Raw genomic sequence first — 18,830 nt, forward strand, 5'->3', positions numbered from 1 at the left:
CCGGTGCCGCAGCCGCCGTCCGTCATCCCGGCCCGGTCCCGGAGGCCTTGGCCGGCCCGGCCGTCCCCTTGCCGCTGAGCCGGTGCCACCAGTGCCGGCGCCGCGGGTGCACGGCCCGGCCCAGCCACCGTCCCAGCAGCAGATAGCCGATCAGCGCGCCGGCGCAGTTGAGGATCACATCGTCGATGTCGAAGGCCCGGCCCGTGATCAGCGCCCCCTGCACCAGCTCCACCAGCAGCATCACCAGCGTGGTGGCCGCGCCCACCCGCAGCAGCCCCCGGGCCCGCGGCTCCAGCACCGGCAGCAGCACCCCGAACGGCACGCCCAGCACCACGTTGCCGCCGAGCTGTTTGACGGTGTCGGCCAGGTGCGGCTGCCCGAGGTAGCCCCGGATCGAGTCGCCGGGGCGGAGGTTGGGGTGGGTCAGCGGCACCGACGCCGCCGACGGGGTCAGCGTGACCCGCGCCAGCGCCGCCGCGAACGCCACCATCGCGGCGAACGCCAGCACCAGCAGCAGGATCCGGACGGCCAGCGGGGCCCGCGCGGACACCGGTGACCAGGCCGCCTCGTCGCCCCCTCGCGTACGCGCCATGAGAACTCCCCGGTGTGCGTGACGGGCGGTGCGCCCGAGGAACTTCCGGTTACCCGGGGCACCCCGGATCATGCGGAACGAGCCGGTCCGCGGCCCGCCGCCGGGCGTCACGGCACACAACAGGGGCGCCGGACAGCTCCGGCGCCCCTGCTCGGTCCACTCGCGGCTCACCCCCGGGGGCGCTCCGCCTCCACCCGTCGGTGCCCCTTGTCGTCGGACGTCGACGACGGTGCCGGGGACGGCGTGTTCCGCTGTCCCGGGGCGCCGCCCTTCGCCACACCCGGCTTGCGCTGCGGCACGGCCTCGGTGTCCTGCGGGAACGTCAGCTGCTGGCTCTGCCACTCCAGGGCCGGCACGACCTCACGCCGCCAGGTCGTGAACTGGTGGCTGCCCTGCGGCAGGATGATCGAGTCGACCGTCATCGGCGACTTGGCCGCACGGAGGAACTTCATGGTGTCGCCGTAATCCGCCTCGCCCTTACGGCTGCTGGCCACCAGTGCGGAGATCTGCGGCGCGGGCAGGTTCTTCAGCCGCCACAGCAGATCGTGCTCCCGCTCGCGCCGGGCGCCCTCCGGACCGGGGCCGAAGAGGCTGCCGGTGGTCAGGTCGTCCTTGATCGCGTAGTCACCGGAGAGCGAGACCGCCGAGGTGTAGACCTTCGGGTTGCGCATCGCCAGCTGCAGCGAGCAGGTACCGCCGGACGAGTAGCCGAACGCACCCCAGGCACTGGGGTCACGGCCCACCCGGTAGGCCGACTTCATGGCGTCCGGCAGGTCCTTGGTGAAGAACGTCTCGGCCTGCGGCCCGTTCGGCACGTCCACGCACTCGGTGTCGCGCGGCGGGGCGATCGTCGGCCGGACCATCACGATCACCGTCGGCTGCATCTTGCCCTGCGCGATCAGCCGGCCGGCGTTCTGCGGCACCTGGAGGTGCTGCGCAAGGTTCATGATCCCGCCGGGGTAGCCGCTGATGACGACCATGACGGGGAACCGCTGCCGGCGGAACTGCTGCTGGAAATACTGCGGCGGCAGATAGACGAAACCCGGGTTGATGGCCCGGCTGCGACGGCCGACGATCTTCACGGACTCGACCTTGCCCACCCGGTCCGCGGGCCCCTTGGGCAGTCCGGTCACCCGGTCGAGCCCCTGCGGACCGGCCGGCTGGACCAGCCCGCCCTTCAGGTTGCCGACCGAGGCGTACTGCCCGCCGCCCTGGCTCACGGAGGCCGGCGCCTCCTCGGTGTTGCCCAGCAGTTCGTCCCAGTTGCCGTAGAACTCGAAGTTGGTGTTCACGGCGAGGGCGAGCGCACACACGATCGACACCTGGGTGACCACGATCGCGCCCAGCCTGCCGAGGACGGCCCCCACCCCGCGCCGCGCCAGGCGGGGCCAGAGCCAGACCGTGGCGGCCACACAGAGCACCGCCAGCACGATCACCGTGTATTCGAGCGACTGACTGGTCAGCCCCATGCGCCCACATCTCCCGTCACCCTCGGAAGGGTTCTTGCCTTCTTAACCGGCCGCCTTAGGCACAACGGACGGCTCAGGACAATGGTCACCGGAGAAGACGGGCACACCTGCGCATCGGATACCTGAACGACCTACTTCTTACCCTGCTCTTGCCACATCGTTTCCGCGGCGTGATGTGGGGGCCGGGGAGAGAGCCGCCGGGCGCGTCGCGGGACCGGCCCAGGGCCCGCGGGAGGGGCAGCGGCCTGTGGGACGGGGAGCCGGTACCCGCCCCACGGGGCCGCCGTCCGCTCTCACATCCCGATGTCCCGTCCGTCCTTCCGCCACACGCTCACCACGGACGGCCGGACCAACTCCCCTTCCCCGTCGGGCCATTGCGAGGCGGGCCGCTCCACGCTCGCCCCGTCCACCTCACCCGGATGCTGCACGGCGACCAGCACCCGCCGCTCCTGCACGACCGGCCCGCAGGTCTCGGCCCCCGTGGGCACCGTCAGGAACTGCCTGACCTCGCCCCGCCGTTCCCCCGCGGTCGCCACGCCGAACAGCCCGTCATGGCTGCCCAGCGCATTTCCGTCGGTCGATATCCACAGATTTCCGTGCACATCAAAGGTGATGTTGTCCGGGCAGGAAATCGGGCTGACCTGGTCCTTGGGGAATCCGCCGAAATAGGTCGCCGGGTCCTCCGGGTCACCGCAGACCAGGAACAGCCGCCAGTCGAAACGGTCCGCCGCCGGGTCGTCGCACCGCTCGCTCAGTTCCAGGACCTGGCCGTGCTTGTTCTCCTTGCGCGGATTGACCTCGTCCGCCGGAGCCTTGCCGGTCTTCCCCCGGTCGCTGTTGTTGGTCAGCGCGATATAGACCCGTCCGGTCCGCGGGCTGGGCTCGACGTCCTCCGGCCGGTCCATCTTCGTGGCACCCACCTTGTCGGCGGCGATCCGCGTGAAGACGTACACCTCTTCCGCCGTCATTCCCGGCACATACGAGGTGTCACCGCTCGCCAGCGGAATCCACTCCCCCGACCCGTCGAACGCGCCGTCCTTCGGCAGCTTGCCCGACCCGTCGATCTCCCCCGCGCTGTCACCGGTGAACTTGGCCGCATAGAGCGTCCCCTCGTCCAGCAGCGTCCGGTTGTGCTCCCGCGCGGCCCGCGAAGTCCCGCGCTTCATCCGCCGGGCGGAGACGAACTTGTAGAAGTAATCGAACTTCTCGTCATCGCCCATGTAGAGAACGGGCCGGCCGTCCGCCGTCAGGCGCGGTTCGGCCGCCTCGTGCTTGAACCGCCCCAGCGCCGTCAGCTTCCGCGGCGTCGACTCGGGATCGTAGGGATCGATCTCCACGACCCATCCGAACCGGTGCGCCTCATTCGGCTCCCGCACCACATCGAAGCGCTTGTCGAACCGCTCCCACTTGCGCTGGCTCGCCCCGCCGGTGATGCCGTACCGCTTGAGCCGGGCCGCCGCCGTCGGGTCGGTGACACTGCCCCCATTGGCGAAATACTGGTTGAAATTCTCCTCGCCGGACAGCACCGTTCCCCACGGCGTGATGCCACCGCCGCAGTTGTTGAGCGTCCCGAGAATCCGCTTCCCCTCGGGATCGGCGGAGGTCTTCAGCAGATCGCTGCCCGCCGCGGGGCCGGTGACGTCGAACGGCGTGGTGCCGGTGATCCGCCGGTTGAGCCGGTGCCGGGGCACCGCCGTCAGCCGCCCGCTGTGCCCCTCCTCCTGAACGACCAGCACGGACAGCCCGTGCGCCGCCCAGCCGATCTCGGCCTGCTCCCGCGTCGGCGCCTCCGCGTCGTACCCGGCGAACATCAGCTGCTCGTCGGTGTACTCGTGGTTGATCACCATCAGCTGCCGGTGCCGCTCGCCCGGCACGTCCAGCACGGCCATGTAGTCGTTGTTGTAACCGAACTGCCCCGCCTGCGCCTTCGCCGACTGCCGGTCCGGGTCGAACGCCGGCGCCCCACGCAGAATCGGGTCGCCCCACCGGACGACGATGTTCTGGGCATGCCCCTCCGGGACGACCACCGCATCGGCCGTATTCGGCGCCACCGTGGCGAACCGCAGCCCGCGCGCCGCCTTGTGGCCCTTCCCGCCCCGTGACGCCTGGCCAGGACCCGGCGCCGCCACGGCCGCCGGCGCCCCCACGCCGCCCGCCACGCCCCCGGCTGCCGCCGCCACCGTCACGACCGCGGCGGCCCGCACCATCGAACGCCGGGACAGCGCACCGGCGATGACCTCACCGACATAGGCGTTGTCGCTCGTATTGGGCGTCTCGTGAAAACAGGCGTCACCACAGCGGTACCGGCACGTCAGGGCCGAACGCCCACCAGGATGCGAGCCGATCAACGGCAGGAACTTGCGCACATTTCCCCCTCTTTAGCGGTGTCGAACGATGTCGAACGGTTTTGAGCGCAGTCGAACGGATTCGAGCGCAAGCGTTCGGTTCGCGGTCATGGTTCGCCGCGACGCTAAGGGGGCCGTTCCGCCACACGACGACGCAAACATGAACAGACGGTGAATCCGGGGGTACGGCAGGCCCGCGCGGCACCGTACGAGGGGTCAATCCCGGATCCAGGGAAGGTCAAAACGGCAGGTACGACGGCGGCGCAGATCGCGGGAAGGATTCAGTCCGGTATCGAAAATCCCGCACGGGACCCTGCGCCGCGGTGGTGTTCACACTGATGATCAACCTCGTACGCAGGACCGATGTCTTCTCGGCGGGACTCCGGCACCCCGGCCGAAACCCTTTACCCCGCCACAGCCCCCGGATGGCCCACCACACAAGGCGCGGGGTCCCACGATGAGGCCGGTCCCGGCCGCTACGCTTACGTATCCGTCCTGGTCAGGGACATGTCTGTGCTTCACGGACATACGCCGCACCCAGCACACGCAAGAGAGGTTCGCCGATGGGCATTCGGAGTCTGCTGCGCAACGCTTTCGGTCGCTCCAAGGCGACCCGTGAAGAAACCGGCGCGGCCCCGAGCGGCGCCGACAAGCCGGAGTCCGCGACGATCCCGGAGGCCCGCGAGGAGTCCACACCGGCCCCCGCCACCCCGGAAGCCGAGGTTCCGGCCGCCCGGACGGCCCCCTCGGAGGCCCCCGTCGCGGACCCGGCTCCGACCACCGCAACGCTGCCCGCGCAGGGCAGCCGCGCGGACCGTGCGGACCGGGCCGCGGCCGAGACCGCGTCGGACGCCGCCACGACGGCCACGCCGTCGGCCCCGGCCGAGGCCGTCGAAGCGGTCGAGGAGGCCAAGGAGCCCGAGGCGGGCCCGGCCAAGGAGGCGGCTGCGGCCCAGGACGACGCCGTCGCCGATCTCGTGAGCCAGGCCTTCGACAACCCGAACCCGGCACCGACGGCCACCGCCGAGCCCGCCGCCGACTCCGCCGGACCGGAGCCCGAGGTGGCGGCCGAGGCGAGGGCGGAGCCGGCGGCCGAGCCCGAGATCAAGGCCGTCGCGGAGCCCGAGGTGGAGGCGGTCGCTGAGCCTGAGGCCGAGGCGGTCGCGAAGGCCGTCGCGGAGCCCGAGGCCAAGGCCGTCGCGGAGCCCGAGGCGGACGCAGAGCCCGAGGCGGTCGCGGAGCCCGCGTCCGACCCGGCGGCGGAGTCGGCGGCGGGCAAGAAGGCGGCGGCCGAGCCGGAGCCCGTACAGCAGCCGGAGCCCGAGGCCGAGGCGAAGCCGGAACCCGTGGCGGCGGAGGCGCAGCCCACCACCGAGCCCGAGGCCACGCCGGAACCGGCACCGGCACCGGAGGCTGAGGCGAAGCCCGCGGCCGAGCAGCCCAAGGACGAGCCGAAGGCCGCGGAGCCCAAGACGGCCGAGCCGAAGGCCGCAGCGCCGGAGGCCGACCAGCCGGCAGCGGACCAGCCCGAGGCCGAGCCCCAGGCCGAGCCCGAGGCCGGCACCGCTTCCGTCACCGCCCCCGCCGCCGCGGCCTCGCTGCCCTCCGTCGCCCCCGCCCTGGTCAGCCTCTACAAGTCCGCGGGCAGCACCCTGGACAAGCACGGCCTCGCCACCCAGCGCGCCGCCGTCTACCTGGTCCTGGACCGCTCCGGCTCGATGCGCAACTACTACAAGGACGGCACCGTCCAGAACCTCGCCGAGCAGGCCCTCGGCCTCTCCGCCCACCTCGACGACGACGCCACCGTCCCGGTCATCTTCTTCTCCACCGACATCGACGGCACCGCCGAGATCGACCTCACCAACTACGAGGGCCGCATCGAGGAACTGCACTCCGGCCTGGGCCACATGGGCCGTACGAACTACCACTGGGCCATCAACGCGGTCGTCGAGCACTACAAGAAGTCCGGCGCCACCGCCCCGGCCTTCGTCATCTTCCAGACCGACGGCGCCCCGACCTCCAAGCCGGCCGCCGAGAAGGCCCTCTGCGAGGCGGCCGGACTCCCCATCTTCTGGCAGTTCATCGGCTTCGGTGACCCGGACGCCAAGGGCTTCGACTTCCTCCGCAAGCTGGACGACCTGGCCGTCCCGGAGAAGCGCGCCGTCGACAACGCCGGCTTCTTCCACGCCGGCCGCGACCCGCGCAGCCTCTCCCACGACGCGCTCTACCAGCAGCTGATGGTCGAGTTCCCCGAGTGGCTCGCCGAGGCCCGCACGGCCGGCGTCCTCAAGGACAGCTGACCACCCGCACCTCCACCACACCCGACACCTCACCGGCCGCGGGGGGGGCCCCCCCGGGCCCGCCCGCGGCCGCCGTCGTGCGTGCCCCCTGACCACCGCGCCGACGCACACCACAAGAGGCGAGGCCCCGCGCCCCTACCTACGCTGAATGGGTGAAGCGCTCCGTTTGATCCGGTTGCTCCGGGGTGGGGCGGCGGGTGGCCGGGGTGGCCGTACCAGCCGAGCGAGGCGGGCCGTGATGAGTGACGCGAGCCAAGAGGGAGGCCCAGCTCGCCCTCCCAGGACCGGCACTCCCCGTTGGGCCACGCCCGCGAAGCCGGATCCCCGGCGCTGGTGGGGCCTTGTGGTGATTGCGATTGCGCAGCTGATGGTGGTGCTGGACGCGACCATCGTGAACATCGCGCTGCCGTCGGCCCAGCGGGATCTGGGGATGTCGGACGCCAACCGGCAGTGGGTGATCACCGCGTACACGCTGGCGTTCGGCGGGCTGCTGCTCCTCGGCGGGCGGATCGCCGACCTGGTGGGGCGGAAGCGGACGTTCATGATCGGGCTGGTCGGGTTCGCGGTCGCGTCGGGGCTGGGCGGTGCGGCCACCGGGTCCGGGCTGCTGTTCGGGGCGCGGGCGCTGCAGGGTGCCTTCGGGGCGCTGCTGGCCCCGTCCGCGCTGTCGCTGCTCACCACGACGTTCACCATCGGGAAGGAGCGGAGCAAGGCCTTCGGGATCTACGGGGCCATCGCGGGCGGCGGCGCGGCCATCGGACTGATCGCCGGCGGGCTGCTGACCGAGTACCTGGACTGGCGCTGGTGTCTGTATGTGAATGTGCCGATCGCGGTGATCGCCTTCGTGGGGGCCGCGGTGTTTCTGCACGACAAGACGGAGCGGGGCCGCGTTCACCTGGACATTCCGGGTGCGGTGCTGGGCTGCGGCGGTCTGGTCGCGATCGTTTACGGGTGCAGTGAGGCGCAGCCACGGGGGTGGGGTGACGGGCTGGTCATCGGCCTGCTGGTGGGCGGTGCGATGCTGCTGGCCGTCTTTGCGTGGTGGCAGACGCGGGCGCCGCACCCCCTGCTGCCGCTGCACATCGTGCGGGACCGGAATCGCGGGGGCGCCTTCCTGACCATGGGGCTGGCGGTCATCGCGATGTTCGGGATGTTCCTGTTCATGACCTACTACCTGCAGACCGTGCTCGGCTATTCACCGGTCAGGACCGGGATGGCCTTCCTCCCGATGGTGGCGGCGATCGTGGTCGGCTCGACCCAGATCTCGGCGCGGCTGCTGCACCGGATCCCGCCGCGGTTCCTGATGGTCCCGGGCGCGCTGCTCGCCGCCGCGGGGCTCTTCACCCTGACGCATCTGACCGCCCTGCCCGCATATGTGTCGCATGTACTGCCGGCCATGCTGCTCGTCGGGCTCGGGATGGGCCTGATCTTCATGCCGGTGATGGCGACGGCCACGTCCGGCGTGGCCCCGCACGACTCCGGTGTCACGTCCGCGACGGTCAACACGGCGCAGCAGGTGGGTGGTTCGATCGGTACGGCGCTGCTGAACACGATCGCCACCTCGACGAGTGCGGTGTTCATCACGGATCACCTGGCGGACGCGGCCCGGAAGGGCGGCGGGCTCGGGCTCACCCCGGCGGTGCGGGACCAGATCGTGAAGGACGGGGTGGTGCACGGCTTCACCGTCGCCATCGGGGTGGCGTCGGTGATCATGCTGCTCGCCGCGCTCGTCGCCGGACTCATGGTCAACGGCCGGGCGCCGAAGCACGGCCGGACCCCGGCGGGGGACAGCGCCGAGTCGGCGGACGCGGCCGTGTGAGAGCGGGCGGCGGGCGGGGTGAGCAGGGCCTCGTCCACCGCCGGAAAACCCGCGCGGTCACCCCTGGCCCGTCCAGTACGATATTGACGTTCCGTAAAGCAAATCCTCACTCACCGTAGCGACTTGGGAGCAGCCGGCAATGGCTCGACACCTCATCACCAGCGCCCTTCCGTATATCAACGGGATCAAGCACCTGGGCAACATGGTGGGGTCCATGCTCCCGGCCGATGTCTATGCCCGGTATATGCGGCAGCGCGGGCACGATGTGCTCTACATCTGCGCGACGGACGAGCACGGGACCCCCGCCGAGCTGGCGGCGAAGGACGCGGGGCAGTCGGTCGACGCGTTCTGTGCCGAGCAGCACGACAAGCAGAAGGCGATCTACGAGGGCTTCGGCCTCGAATTCGACTACTTCGGGCGGAGCTCGTCGCGGGAGAACGTGGAGCTGACGCAGCACTTCGCGCGCAAGCTGCACGAGAACGGCTTCATCGAGGAGCGGGCGATCCGCCAGGTCTTCTCGGTCGCCGACGACCGCTTCCTGCCGGACCGCTACATCGTCGGCACGTGTCCGCACTGCGGCTACGACAAGGCGCGCGGCGACCAGTGCGAGAACTGCACGCGGGTGCTCGACCCGACCGATCTGATCGACGCCCGCTCGGCGATCAGCGGCAGCGGCGAGCTGGAGGTGCGGGAGACCAAGCACCTCTTCCTGCTCCAGTCGAAGCTGCAGCACGAGGTCGAGGGCTGGCTGGAAGGCAACGGCAGCAAGGACTGGCCGACGCTGGCCTCGTCCATCGCGCACAAGTGGCTGACGGAGGGGCTCCAGGACCGGGCGATCACCCGTGACCTGGACTGGGGCGTTCCGGTGCCGGCCGATGTGTGGCCGGAGCTGGCGGCCGAGGGCAAGGTCTTCTACGTGTGGTTCGACGCGCCGATCGAGTACATCGGCTCGACGAAGGAGTGGGCGGACGTCGACCCGGAGAACCGCGACTGGAAGTCGTGGTGGTACGAGGCCGATGACGTCCGGTACACGGAGTTCATGGCCAAGGACAATGTGCCGTTCCACTCCGTGATGTTCCCGGCGACGCAGCTGGGGACCCGCGAGCCGTGGAAGAAGGTCGACTTCCTCAAGGCCTTCAACTGGCTCAACTACTACGGCGGGAAGTTCTCCACCTCCCAGCGGCGCGGCATCTTCACGGACGCGGCATTGGAGCTGCTGCCGGCCGACTACTGGCGCTACTTCCTGATCGCCAACGCCCCGGAGTCGGACGACACCTCCTTCACCTGGGAGCTGTTCTCGGCCTCGGTCAACAAGGACCTGGCGGACACGCTCGGCAACTTCGTCAACCGGGTGCTGTCGTTCTCCCGGAAGCGGTTCGGTGACGAGGTTCCCGCGGGCGCCGAGGCCGGTGCCGCGGAGCAGAAGCTGGGCGAGGAGATCGCCGGGCTGCTGGCGGAGTACGAGGGCCACATGGAGGCCCTGCAGTTCCGCAAGGCCGCGGCGTCGCTGCGCGCCCTGTGGAGCGCGGGCAACTCCTACCTGGAGGAGAAGGCCCCATGGCTGGAGATCAAGACCGACAAGGACGCCGCCGCCCTGACGCTGCGTACGGCGATGAACCTGATCCATCTGTACGCGATCGTCTCCGAGCCGTTCATTCCGTCGTCGGCCAAGGCGATGCGGGGCGCCTTCGCGCTGGAGAACGACACGGCGGTGTGGGTCTCCCAGGAGGAGGCGAAGGCGCTGGCCTCGGTGCCGGCCGGCACGCCCTTCACGGTCCCGCCGGTGCTCTTCGCGAAGATCACCGAGGACGACCTGGAGGCCTACCGCGAGCGCTTCGGCGGCACGGAGCAGTAGCAATCCCCTCCTGACCGCGGACTTTCTCCGCGGCCGGGAGACAGCAAGCCCGGCGCGCGCCCGTCCGGCCTTCGAGGCCGGGCGGGCGCGCGCCTGTGCGGGCCCCGGCCGCGGCGGGCTCAGGGCTGGATCGGGCTCAGGGCCGGATCGGGCTCAGGGCCGGGTCGGCGGGGACACAAAGGCGTGCAGGGTCTCCATGCCCGGCATCGGCGGCAGCGGGACCGGGCGCCAGCCACGGGCGTAGGCCGGTGGCTTACGGCCCATGACCAGGACGGCGGCGGGCCGGGTCCTGGCCAGCCGGGCCAGGCCCGCGGGGGTGATACCGGCGTCATGGCCCTCGGGCTGCCGGGACGCACAGCCCGCCTGGTACGCCACCCGTACCGCCTCCTCGCCGCTCACCACACAGGGCGGCCGCAGACCGGCCCGGCGCAGCGTCCCGGAGATCCGGCCGAGGCCGTTCTGGGCGCGTACCGTGCTCTGCTCCATCTTGTGCAGGATCGCCAGCTGGATGACCTCATGGCCCATCAGGATGAGGACGAGGGCGGCCACCGCCCAGGCGTGCCGGCGGCGCGGCAGCCGGGTCAGCCAGTACAGGAACCACGCGGCCGGCATCAGCAGCAGGGCGTATGCGGGCAGCAGGAAGCGTGGGGCCGCGTAATCCACCGTCAGCAGGTAGGGGGCGGCGAGACAGAGACCGGCCAGGGCCGGGACGACGAGCGGAGCAGGTCCGTTGCGGTGCAGCGGACCGACGGGGTCGCGCAGCCGCACCGCGGGCCACACCGGACCGTGGCCGCCCGGCTCACCGGACGGTTCGCGGCTGCCCGGCCGGACGGGCGCCAGCCCGAGCGGCTGCGGACCGCCGCCGCGCTCCGCGGACGCCCACGCCGGGCCGTACCGGTGCAGCGCGCCGCCGGACTCACGGGACCGCAGTGCCACCCACACCGCCCCGATGACCGCCAGCGGCAGCAGGAACCACCACACCGCCGTCACCGGGTGGTCCCAGGCGAGCTGGCAGGGGCGGCACAGCGTCTTGCCCTGGAGGGACCGGGCATGGTCGTCGAAGGACAGATGCCAGCCGAGGCCGCCCTGGATGCGCGCCGCCTCCCGCAGCCGCGCCACCAGCCCGCCGTACGACAGATACGCCTCAGCGACCCACTCCGCGCACCCCAGGGCCAGCCCGGCCGGCAGCGCCAGCAGCACGGCGGGGCGCCGCCATGACGGGACGCACAGCGCTGCGGCGAAGAGCGGCACGGTCAGCCAGACGGCGTCGGTGGGACGCATCAGCGCGGCCACCGCCACCGCGACAGCGAGTCCGGCCGCCGCGCCCCGGCCGGCGCGGGGGGCCAGTTGCCGGGACGGCTGCCGTACGGCGCGCAGGAAGCAGCCGGTGGCGACGAGCGCGGCGTAGGCGACCCACAGGTTGGGCATCGCCTGCGGGCCGTAGAAGAGCGTGATCCACAGACCGGCGAACAGCGCGCCGCCCAGGGCCGGTACGGGGGCCGGCAGCAGCCGCCGCCAGACGCACAGGCTGAGCAGGAGCCCGGCGCCGGAGAGCACCGCCAGGTAGCAGTGCAGCGCGGTGGCCGAGGTCGTCAGCACGGCGGCCGGGGCGAGGAGGAAGCTGACGCCGCGGGCGCGCGGGGCGCTGAAGAACGCGGCCGGCGTATGGCGGTCGACCTGGCTGACGTACACCGTCTCGTCCCAGCCCAGACCGGGGGTGGTCAGGGCGGAGTGGACCAGGAGGGCGGTGAAGGCGGCGGCCACGGCGAGGAGCCACCACAGGTCAGGGGCCGCAACGGAACGCGTGACGCGGGCCCTCGGCCCCGGGCCGGGCGGAGCGGAGAGGAGGCTGGCTTGCTGCATGGGCACCACAGTGCGGGCGCCGCCGGGGCACGGCCACATGAGTGGAGCGGTCGGGGCACGCGGGCCGGTGCGCGGTGCCCGTTCCGGGGACCGTCTGGCCACCGCTGACCGTCCGACAGCGCAGGGGCCCCGAACGGGCCGGGGCGGCGTTTCACGTGAAACGCCGCCCCTCAGCCTGTCCGAGGCCCTTTGTCCCTCAGCGGTGGCTACTTCGCCTGCGGCTTGCGCAGGGAGAGGTGCAGCTCCTTGAGGCGTGCCTCCTCGACCTCGCTCGGGGCGCCCATCAGCAGGTCCTGGGCGTTGCCGTTGAGCGGGAAGGCGATGGTCTCGCGGATGTTGGGCTCGTCGGCCAGCAGCATGACGATGCGGTCGACGCCGGGGGCGATACCGCCGTGCGGCGGGGCGCCGAACTTGAAGGCGCGGAGCATGCCGCCGAACTCGGCCTCGACCGTGTCCTTGTCGTAGCCGGCGATCGCGAAGGCCTTGTACATGACCTCGGGCTCGTGGTTACGGATCGCGCCGGAGGACAGCTCGGTGCCGTTGCAGACGATGTCGTACTGCCAGGCGAGGATGTCCAGCGGGTCCTTGGTCTCCAGCGCCTCCAGACCGCCCTGCGGCATGGAGAACGGGTTGTGCGAGAACTCGATCTTGCCGGTGTCCTCGTCCTTCTCGAACATCGGGAAGTCGACGATCCAGCAGAAGCGGAACTCGTCCTCGACGAAGTGGCCGGCGCGCTTGGCGACCTCGACGCGGACCGCGCCCATGATCTTGGAGACCTCGTCGAACTCACCGGCGCCGAAGAAGACGGCGTGGCCGGGCTTGAGGTCCAGGGCGACGACCAGCGACTTGATGTCGTCCTCGGTGAGGAACTTGGCGATCGGGCCGGTCAGCGCGTTGTCCTCGCCGACCCGGACCCAGGCCAGGCCCTTGGCGCCCTGCTGGACGGCGAAGTCGCCCAGCAGGTCGAAGAACTTGCGCGGCTGGTCGGCGGTGTCCGGCACGGCCAGGGCGCGGACGTGCTTGTCGGCGAAGGCCTTGAAGCCGGAGCCCGCGAAGACGTCGGAGACATCCACCAGCTCCAGCTCGGCGCGCAGGTCCGGCTTGTCGGAGCCGTACTTGAGCATCGCCTCGCGGAACGGGATGCGCGGGAACGGGGAGGTGACCGTGCGGCCGTTGCCGAACTCGGTGAACAGCTCGGTCATCAGCTTCTCGACGGGCTGGAAGACGTCTTCCTGCTCGACGAAGCTCATCTCGACGTCGAGCTGGTAGAACTCGCCCGGCGAACGGTCCGCACGGGCGTCCTCGTCGCGGAAGCAGGGCGCGATCTGGAAGTAGCGGTCGAACCCGGCGATCATCAGCAGCTGCTTGAACTGCTGCGGGGCCTGCGGCAGCGCGTAGAACTTGCCGGCGTGCAGACGGGAGGGGACCAGGAAGTCGCGGGCGCCCTCGGGCGAGGTCGCGGACAGGATCGGGGTCGCCATCTCGTTGAAGCCCAGGGCCACCATCTTGTGGCGGATGGCGGAGATCACGGCGGTGCGCAGCATGATGTTGCGGTGCATCCGCTCGCGGCGCAGGTCGAGGAAGCGGTACTCGAGGCGCTTCTCCTCGTTGACGCCGTCGTCCGCGTTGATCGTGAAGGGGATCTGGTCGGCGGCGCCGAGCACCTCGACCTCGGAGACCTCGATCTCGATCTCGCCGGTCGGCAGGTCGGGGTTGACGTTGTCGGCACCGCGCGCGCTGACCTTGCCGTCGATGCGGACGACGGTCTCCTTGGTCAGCGAGCCGAGGGCCTCGTTGGCCGGGGTGCCGGGGCGGGCGACGAGCTGGACCAGACCGTAGTGGTCGCGCAGATCGATGAAGAGGATGCCGCCCAGGTCACGTCGATTGTGCAGCCAGCCGCTGAGGCGGACGTCGGTGTCGACGTCCGTGGCTCGGAGCTCGCCGCAGTTATGGGACCGGTACCGATGCATCGCTCATCCAAGTCGTCGCGAGTGTCGAGGTGAGGAGTTGTCGGGAGAGGGAGAGGAAAAGGAGTACGGGCTCACACGCCCGGTCGCTCTCCCCGTGGATCACCCGAAAGGCCACCCCAGGATTGACATAACCGCTCCAGGTTACCGTCCCGGCCCGCACGCCTTCATTGACATATACGCATCAACACCGTGAGGACCGGATCGGGGCGCCCCGACTGGGACGATGGTCACGTCCGGCTCACTGGTCGGGCCTCGCCAAACACACCTAAAGTGAGGCAATGCGCACCGAGGATCTCCTGGCCGCCATCGCGACCGGACTGTGGCGCTGGGACCACGCATCGGATCGGGTGACCCTCGACGCCGAAGCGGCCCGGCTGCTCGGGCTGCCCGCAGAACCGGTGGAACTGACCCAGGCAGCGGTGCGCTCCCGTTTTCATCCCGTCGACTTCGCCGAGATCAACGGAATCATCCAGCTCGCGGTCGCCGAGAAGACGCTCGCCGAGGCCCGGCTGCGCATCGTGGACGAGCACGGGCGGGTGCAGCGCATCGTCCGCTCCCGCTCCCGCCCACGGATCGTCGACGGCGACTTCGAGCTGGTCGGCACCCTCCAGGAGGTGCCCGAACCACAGCCCGGGACCTCCGCCGCCCACACCCCGATAACCGGCGACTGGCGCCGCTCCCGCGAGGCGTTCCTGCTGGACGCGGGCCGGGCGCTGGCCGAGGCCCGGTCCACCGCCGAGGTGCTGCGGGTCGCGGCCGGACTGTCCATGCCGGGGTTCATGCCCGACGGGCTGGCGGTCTTCGGCATCGAGGGCGACCGGCTGTCGGTCATCGGCCACCACGGACACCATTCCGGTGATGAGCGGCCGTTCGCCGACATGGCGCTGGCGACCGACTATCCGGCCGCCGAGGTCGTCCGTACCGGCCGGGCCCTCTACCTGCCCACCCCGGAGGAGTACCGCCGCCGCTACCCCGCCACCTGGCCGCTGGCCGCCCGCTTCCGCCGGACGTCCTGGGCGTTCCTGCCGCTGGTGAACGCGGGCCGGACGATCGGCGCCTGGATGGCGGCGTTCGCCCAGCCGGTGGCGTTCACACCCGATGAGCGCTCGGTGCTGACCACCGTCGCCCGGATGCTGGCCCAGGCGCTGGCCAGGGCCGGTATGCAGGAGGAGCAGCAGGAGCTGGCGCTGGGGCTGCAGCGCAGCATGATGCCGACGGTGCAGCCGGACATCCCGGGGATGACGGTCGCGGCCCGCTATGTCCCGACCGGCGGCGGACTGGAGGTGGGCGGCGACTGGTACGACATGATCCCGCTTCCGTCCGGACGGATCGCCCTGGTCATCGGGGATGTCCAGGGGCACGACGTACGGGCCGCGGGCCTGATGGGACAGCTGCGGATCGCGCTGCGGGCCTACGCGTCCGAGGGCCATCACCCCGATGCGGTGCTCTCCCGCGCCTCCCGCTTCCTGGCCGGGATCAACGAGACCGAGCTTCGCGGGCACGGCGAGGACCAGCGCTTCGCGACCTGCCTCTACATCGAGGTGGATCCGGCGACGGGACTGCTGGACATCGCGCGGGCCGGCCACCCCGATCCGGCGATCCGGATGAGCGACGGCACGATGCTGGTCCGGCCCACCGCGGGCGGGCTGCCGCTGGGCATCGTCCCGGACACCGACTACCCCACCACGCGGCTCGTCCTGGAACCCGGCGAGACCATGATGGTGTGCACCGACGGGCTGATCGAGACCGGCGGCCACGATCTGGAGACCGGCTGGGCGCGACTGCGCGACGTCCTGGAGTCATGCGAGGCCGGTGAGGACGGCGAGAGCCTGGAGCGGCTCGCCGACGCGCTGGTCCAGGCCGTGCACGGGCCGCCGTCGCACCACACCACCGGGCCGCTGGTGGACCGCCGCGAGGACGACATCGCCGTACTGCTGCTGCGCCGCGACGGCGCCGGCTGCGGGGTCGGCACCGGCGGACTGCCGGCGCAGCCCGTCCGGCGCACCGTGCTCTCCGTCGCGCAGGCCGAGCCGGAGCGGATAGCCGAGGCGCGCCGGCAGGTCCGGGACGTGCTGCACGACTGGGCCGACCCGGACCAGGTGGACTCGGCGGTGCTGATGGTCTCCGAGATGGTCACCAATGTCCTGCTGCACACCGACGGGGACGCGCTGCTGGTCGCCGAGATCACCGGTGAGCGGGGCGCCCGGCGTATCCGCGTCGATGTCGCCGACAGCAGCGATGAGCTGCCGCACCGCCGCTGCCCCGGTGAACTGGCGTCCTCGGGCCGCGGTCTGATGCTGCTGGAGCTGCTGGCCGGGGCGTGGGGCGTGGATCCGCGCGGCGACGGCAAGTCGACATGGTTCGAGCTCTACGAGGAGGCGGGGGAGGCGGCGGGTCCGCTGTCGTCGGAGTCCGAGCCCGCGGCGTAGTGCAGCCGCAGCTCCTGGAGCACGCCGGTGACGGCGGCGGTCAGCGGTACGGACAGCAGCATCCCGAGGATGCCGGCGACGCCGGCGCCCGCGGTGATCGCCAGCAGCACGGTCGCCGGATGCATCTTGACCGTACGGCTCTGGATCATCGGCTGGAGCACATGCCCCTCCAGCACCTGCACGGCCAGGACGACGCCGAGCGCCCAGAGCGCGATCACCAAGCCCCGGTCGGCCAGCGCCACCAGGATCGCCACCGCGCCGGAGATGAAGGCACCGAGGTAGGGGATGTAGGCGCCGACGAAGACCAGTGCGCCCAGCCCGATGGCGCCCGGCACCTGGAGGATCAGCAGTCCGACGGTGATGCAGATGGCGTCGATCAGCGCGATGAAGGTGGTGCCGCGCATGAAGCCCTCGATGCTGTGAAAGCCACGGCGGGCCATCCGCTCCAGCTGCGGTGCGGAGCTGCCGGGCGCCCAGTCCCGCAGGGCGCGTACGGCCTTGTCGGAGTCGCGCAGGAAGAAGAAGGTCAGCAGCAGGGCCAGGATCGAGGCGGCGAGGACCTGGCCGACGACGCTGACCCCGGCCAGCAGCCCGGAGGCCGCGGTGCCCCCGAACTTGGTGACCAGCTCCTTGGACCTGGCGGCGAGGTCGTCGAGCGACGTCCCGGCCGCACCGAAGTGCCGGGAGAGGTCCTTGGCGGCTTCCCTGAGCGAGGTGATGATCTGGTCACCGGTGTCGATCAGGGCGTTGACGACGATGTATCCGGCGCCGCCGACCACCACCACGAGGACCGCACAGGTCAGTCCGGCCGCCAGTGAACGGTTGAGCTTCATCGCCACCAGCCGCCGGTAGAGCGGCCCGAGCAGCCCGCTGCCGAGCAGCGCCAGCAGGACGGGCGTCACGGCCGCGCTCAGCTCGACGCACAGCCAGACCCCGAGGGCCACCACGGCCGCGATCAGCAGGACCACCAGACACCAGGCTCCGGCACGGCGGGCCTGGACCGGCAGCAACGGGCTGGGGGGCTGCGGCCGTTCGCCCTCGGCGCCGCGCCCGTTCTCTTCCGAGTCGTTTCGCACCCGGACAGTCCACCACGCCGCACCCCGGGTACGGCCCCGGGAACAGCAGGGGGCGGCGTTTCACGTGAAACGCCGCCCCGTTGCCGATGTGGTGTCAGCGTGCGTCGGCGGGGATCGTCCCGAGCCGGCCGGCCTGGAAGTCCTCGAAGGCCTGGGCCAGTTCGGCGTGGGTGTTCATCACGAACGGGCCGTAATGCCTCATCGGCTCGCGGATCGGCAGCCCACCCAGCAACACGACCTCGAAGTTCGGGCTCCGCGACTCCTGGGACTCGTCCGCCCGGATCGTGATCGAGTCTCCGGTACCGAACACCACCGCCTGCCCCATACGGAACGGGCGCCCCTCCGCACCGGCCGCACCGCGTCCGGCCAGGGCGTAGGCGAGGGCGTTGAAATCCTTGCGCCAGGGCAGGGTCAGCTCGGCGCCCGGGTTCACCGTCACATGCATCATCGTGATCGGCGTGTGCGTGATGCCCGGCCCCTGATGGCCGTCGATGTCACCGGCGATCAGCCGCAGCAGCGCACCACCGTCGCCCGAGGCCAGCAGCTTGACCTGGCCGCCACCGATGTCCTGGTAGCGGGGGGCCATCATCTTGTCGCTCTTCGGCAGGTTCACCCACAGCTGGAGGCCGTGGAAGAGGCCACCGGACATCACGAGCGACTCCGGCGGCGCCTCGATGTGCAGCAGCCCCGAACCAGCCGTCATCCACTGGGTGTCACCGTCGTTGATGACGCCACCGCCGCCGTGCGAGTCACGGTGCACAAAGGTGCCGTCGATCAGATACGTGACGGTCTCGAAGCCGCGGTGCGGGTGCCAGGGCGTGCCCTTGGGCTCTCCGGGTGCGTACTCCACCTCACCCATCTGGTCCATCATGATGAACGGGTCGAGGTGCTGGTAGTCGATCCCGGCGAACGCACGGCGCACCGGGAAACCCTCGCCCTCGAATCCGCTCGGAGCGGTGGCAACGGCCAGCACGGGACGGGTGTGCGCCGCGACGGGCGCCGCCACACGCGGCAGGGTCAGCGGATTCTCTACGGTCACAGCGGGCATGACGGCCTCCTCGGTCGTTCGGCCAACTTAGTTGAATGGTGAACAACCCGCAAGGCCCACCGCA

11 protein-coding genes are annotated in these 18,830 nt (G+C 71.1%); 4 read left to right on the forward strand and 7 right to left on the reverse strand.

Annotation, left to right across the window (positions count from 1 at the left end; genetic code table 11):
* Positions 1–22: 22 nt before the first annotated feature.
* From NUT86_RS20525 to NUT86_RS20535, 3 genes are all read right to left on the reverse strand, one after another.
* The gene (locus NUT86_RS20525) at positions 23–592 is read right to left on the reverse strand and encodes a VanZ family protein (RefSeq protein ID WP_174876368.1); all 570 of its coding nucleotides are present in this window, start codon (positions 590–592) and stop codon (positions 23–25) included.
* A gap of 167 nt (positions 593–759) precedes the next feature.
* On the reverse strand, positions 760–2,061 hold the full coding sequence (locus NUT86_RS20530) for an alpha/beta hydrolase (RefSeq protein WP_018092749.1): 1,302 nt from the start codon (positions 2,059–2,061) through the stop codon (positions 760–762).
* A gap of 293 nt (positions 2,062–2,354) precedes the next feature.
* On the reverse strand, positions 2,355–4,427 hold the full coding sequence (locus tag NUT86_RS20535) for a PhoX family protein (protein ID WP_274736902.1): 2,073 nt from the start codon (positions 4,425–4,427) through the stop codon (positions 2,355–2,357).
* Positions 4,428–4,969: 542 nt separating this feature from the next.
* Here NUT86_RS20535 and NUT86_RS20540 point away from each other — a divergent pair.
* The 3 genes from NUT86_RS20540 (at position 4,970) to metG (ending at position 10,380) form a co-directional block, all read left to right on the forward strand.
* Positions 4,970–6,706 carry a vWA domain-containing protein gene (locus NUT86_RS20540; RefSeq protein WP_274736904.1) on the forward strand — a complete coding sequence of 579 codons (1,737 nt, stop codon included), beginning with the start codon at positions 4,970–4,972 and terminating at the stop codon, positions 6,704–6,706.
* 343 nt (positions 6,707–7,049) lie between these two features.
* Positions 7,050–8,525 carry an MFS transporter gene (locus tag NUT86_RS20545; protein ID WP_342456251.1) on the forward strand — a complete coding sequence of 492 codons (1,476 nt, stop codon included), beginning with the start codon at positions 7,050–7,052 and terminating at the stop codon, positions 8,523–8,525.
* Positions 8,526–8,664: 139 nt separating this feature from the next.
* Entirely contained in the window at positions 8,665–10,380 is a 1,716-nt protein-coding gene (metG, locus tag NUT86_RS20550; RefSeq protein ID WP_274736908.1) for a methionine--tRNA ligase, read from the forward strand.
* Between the two features lie 153 nt (positions 10,381–10,533).
* Here the strand turns inward: metG and NUT86_RS20555 are convergent, their stop codons facing one another.
* Both NUT86_RS20555 and aspS read right to left on the reverse strand, forming a co-directional pair.
* Positions 10,534–12,243, reverse strand: coding sequence for a hypothetical protein (locus NUT86_RS20555; RefSeq protein ID WP_266438430.1), 1,710 nt, complete (start codon positions 12,241–12,243; stop codon positions 10,534–10,536).
* Between the two features lie 206 nt (positions 12,244–12,449).
* Positions 12,450–14,213, reverse strand: a complete 1,764-nt coding sequence (gene aspS / locus NUT86_RS20560; RefSeq protein WP_148589301.1) for an aspartate--tRNA ligase — start codon at positions 14,211–14,213, stop codon at positions 12,450–12,452.
* A gap of 278 nt (positions 14,214–14,491) precedes the next feature.
* Here aspS and NUT86_RS20565 point away from each other — a divergent pair, with 278 nt between their 5' ends.
* A complete protein-coding gene (locus NUT86_RS20565) occupies positions 14,492–16,642 on the forward strand; it encodes an ATP-binding SpoIIE family protein phosphatase (protein ID WP_018092742.1) in 2,151 nt (716 codons plus the stop codon).
* Here NUT86_RS20565 and NUT86_RS20570 read toward each other — a convergent pair.
* Positions 16,582–17,718, reverse strand: a complete 1,137-nt coding sequence (locus NUT86_RS20570) for an AI-2E family transporter (RefSeq protein WP_018092741.1) — start codon at positions 17,716–17,718, stop codon at positions 16,582–16,584. The genes NUT86_RS20565 and NUT86_RS20570 overlap by 61 nt on opposite strands.
* A 94-nt stretch (positions 17,719–17,812) precedes the next feature.
* A complete protein-coding gene (locus tag NUT86_RS20575) occupies positions 17,813–18,766 on the reverse strand; it encodes a pirin family protein (RefSeq protein ID WP_159487473.1) in 954 nt (317 codons plus the stop codon).
* Positions 18,767–18,830 lie beyond the last annotated feature (64 nt).

The sequence above is a fragment of the Streptomyces sp. G7(2002) genome, assembly GCF_028870195.1.
GTDB lineage: Bacteria > Actinomycetota > Actinomycetes > Streptomycetales > Streptomycetaceae > Streptomyces > Streptomyces nigrescens.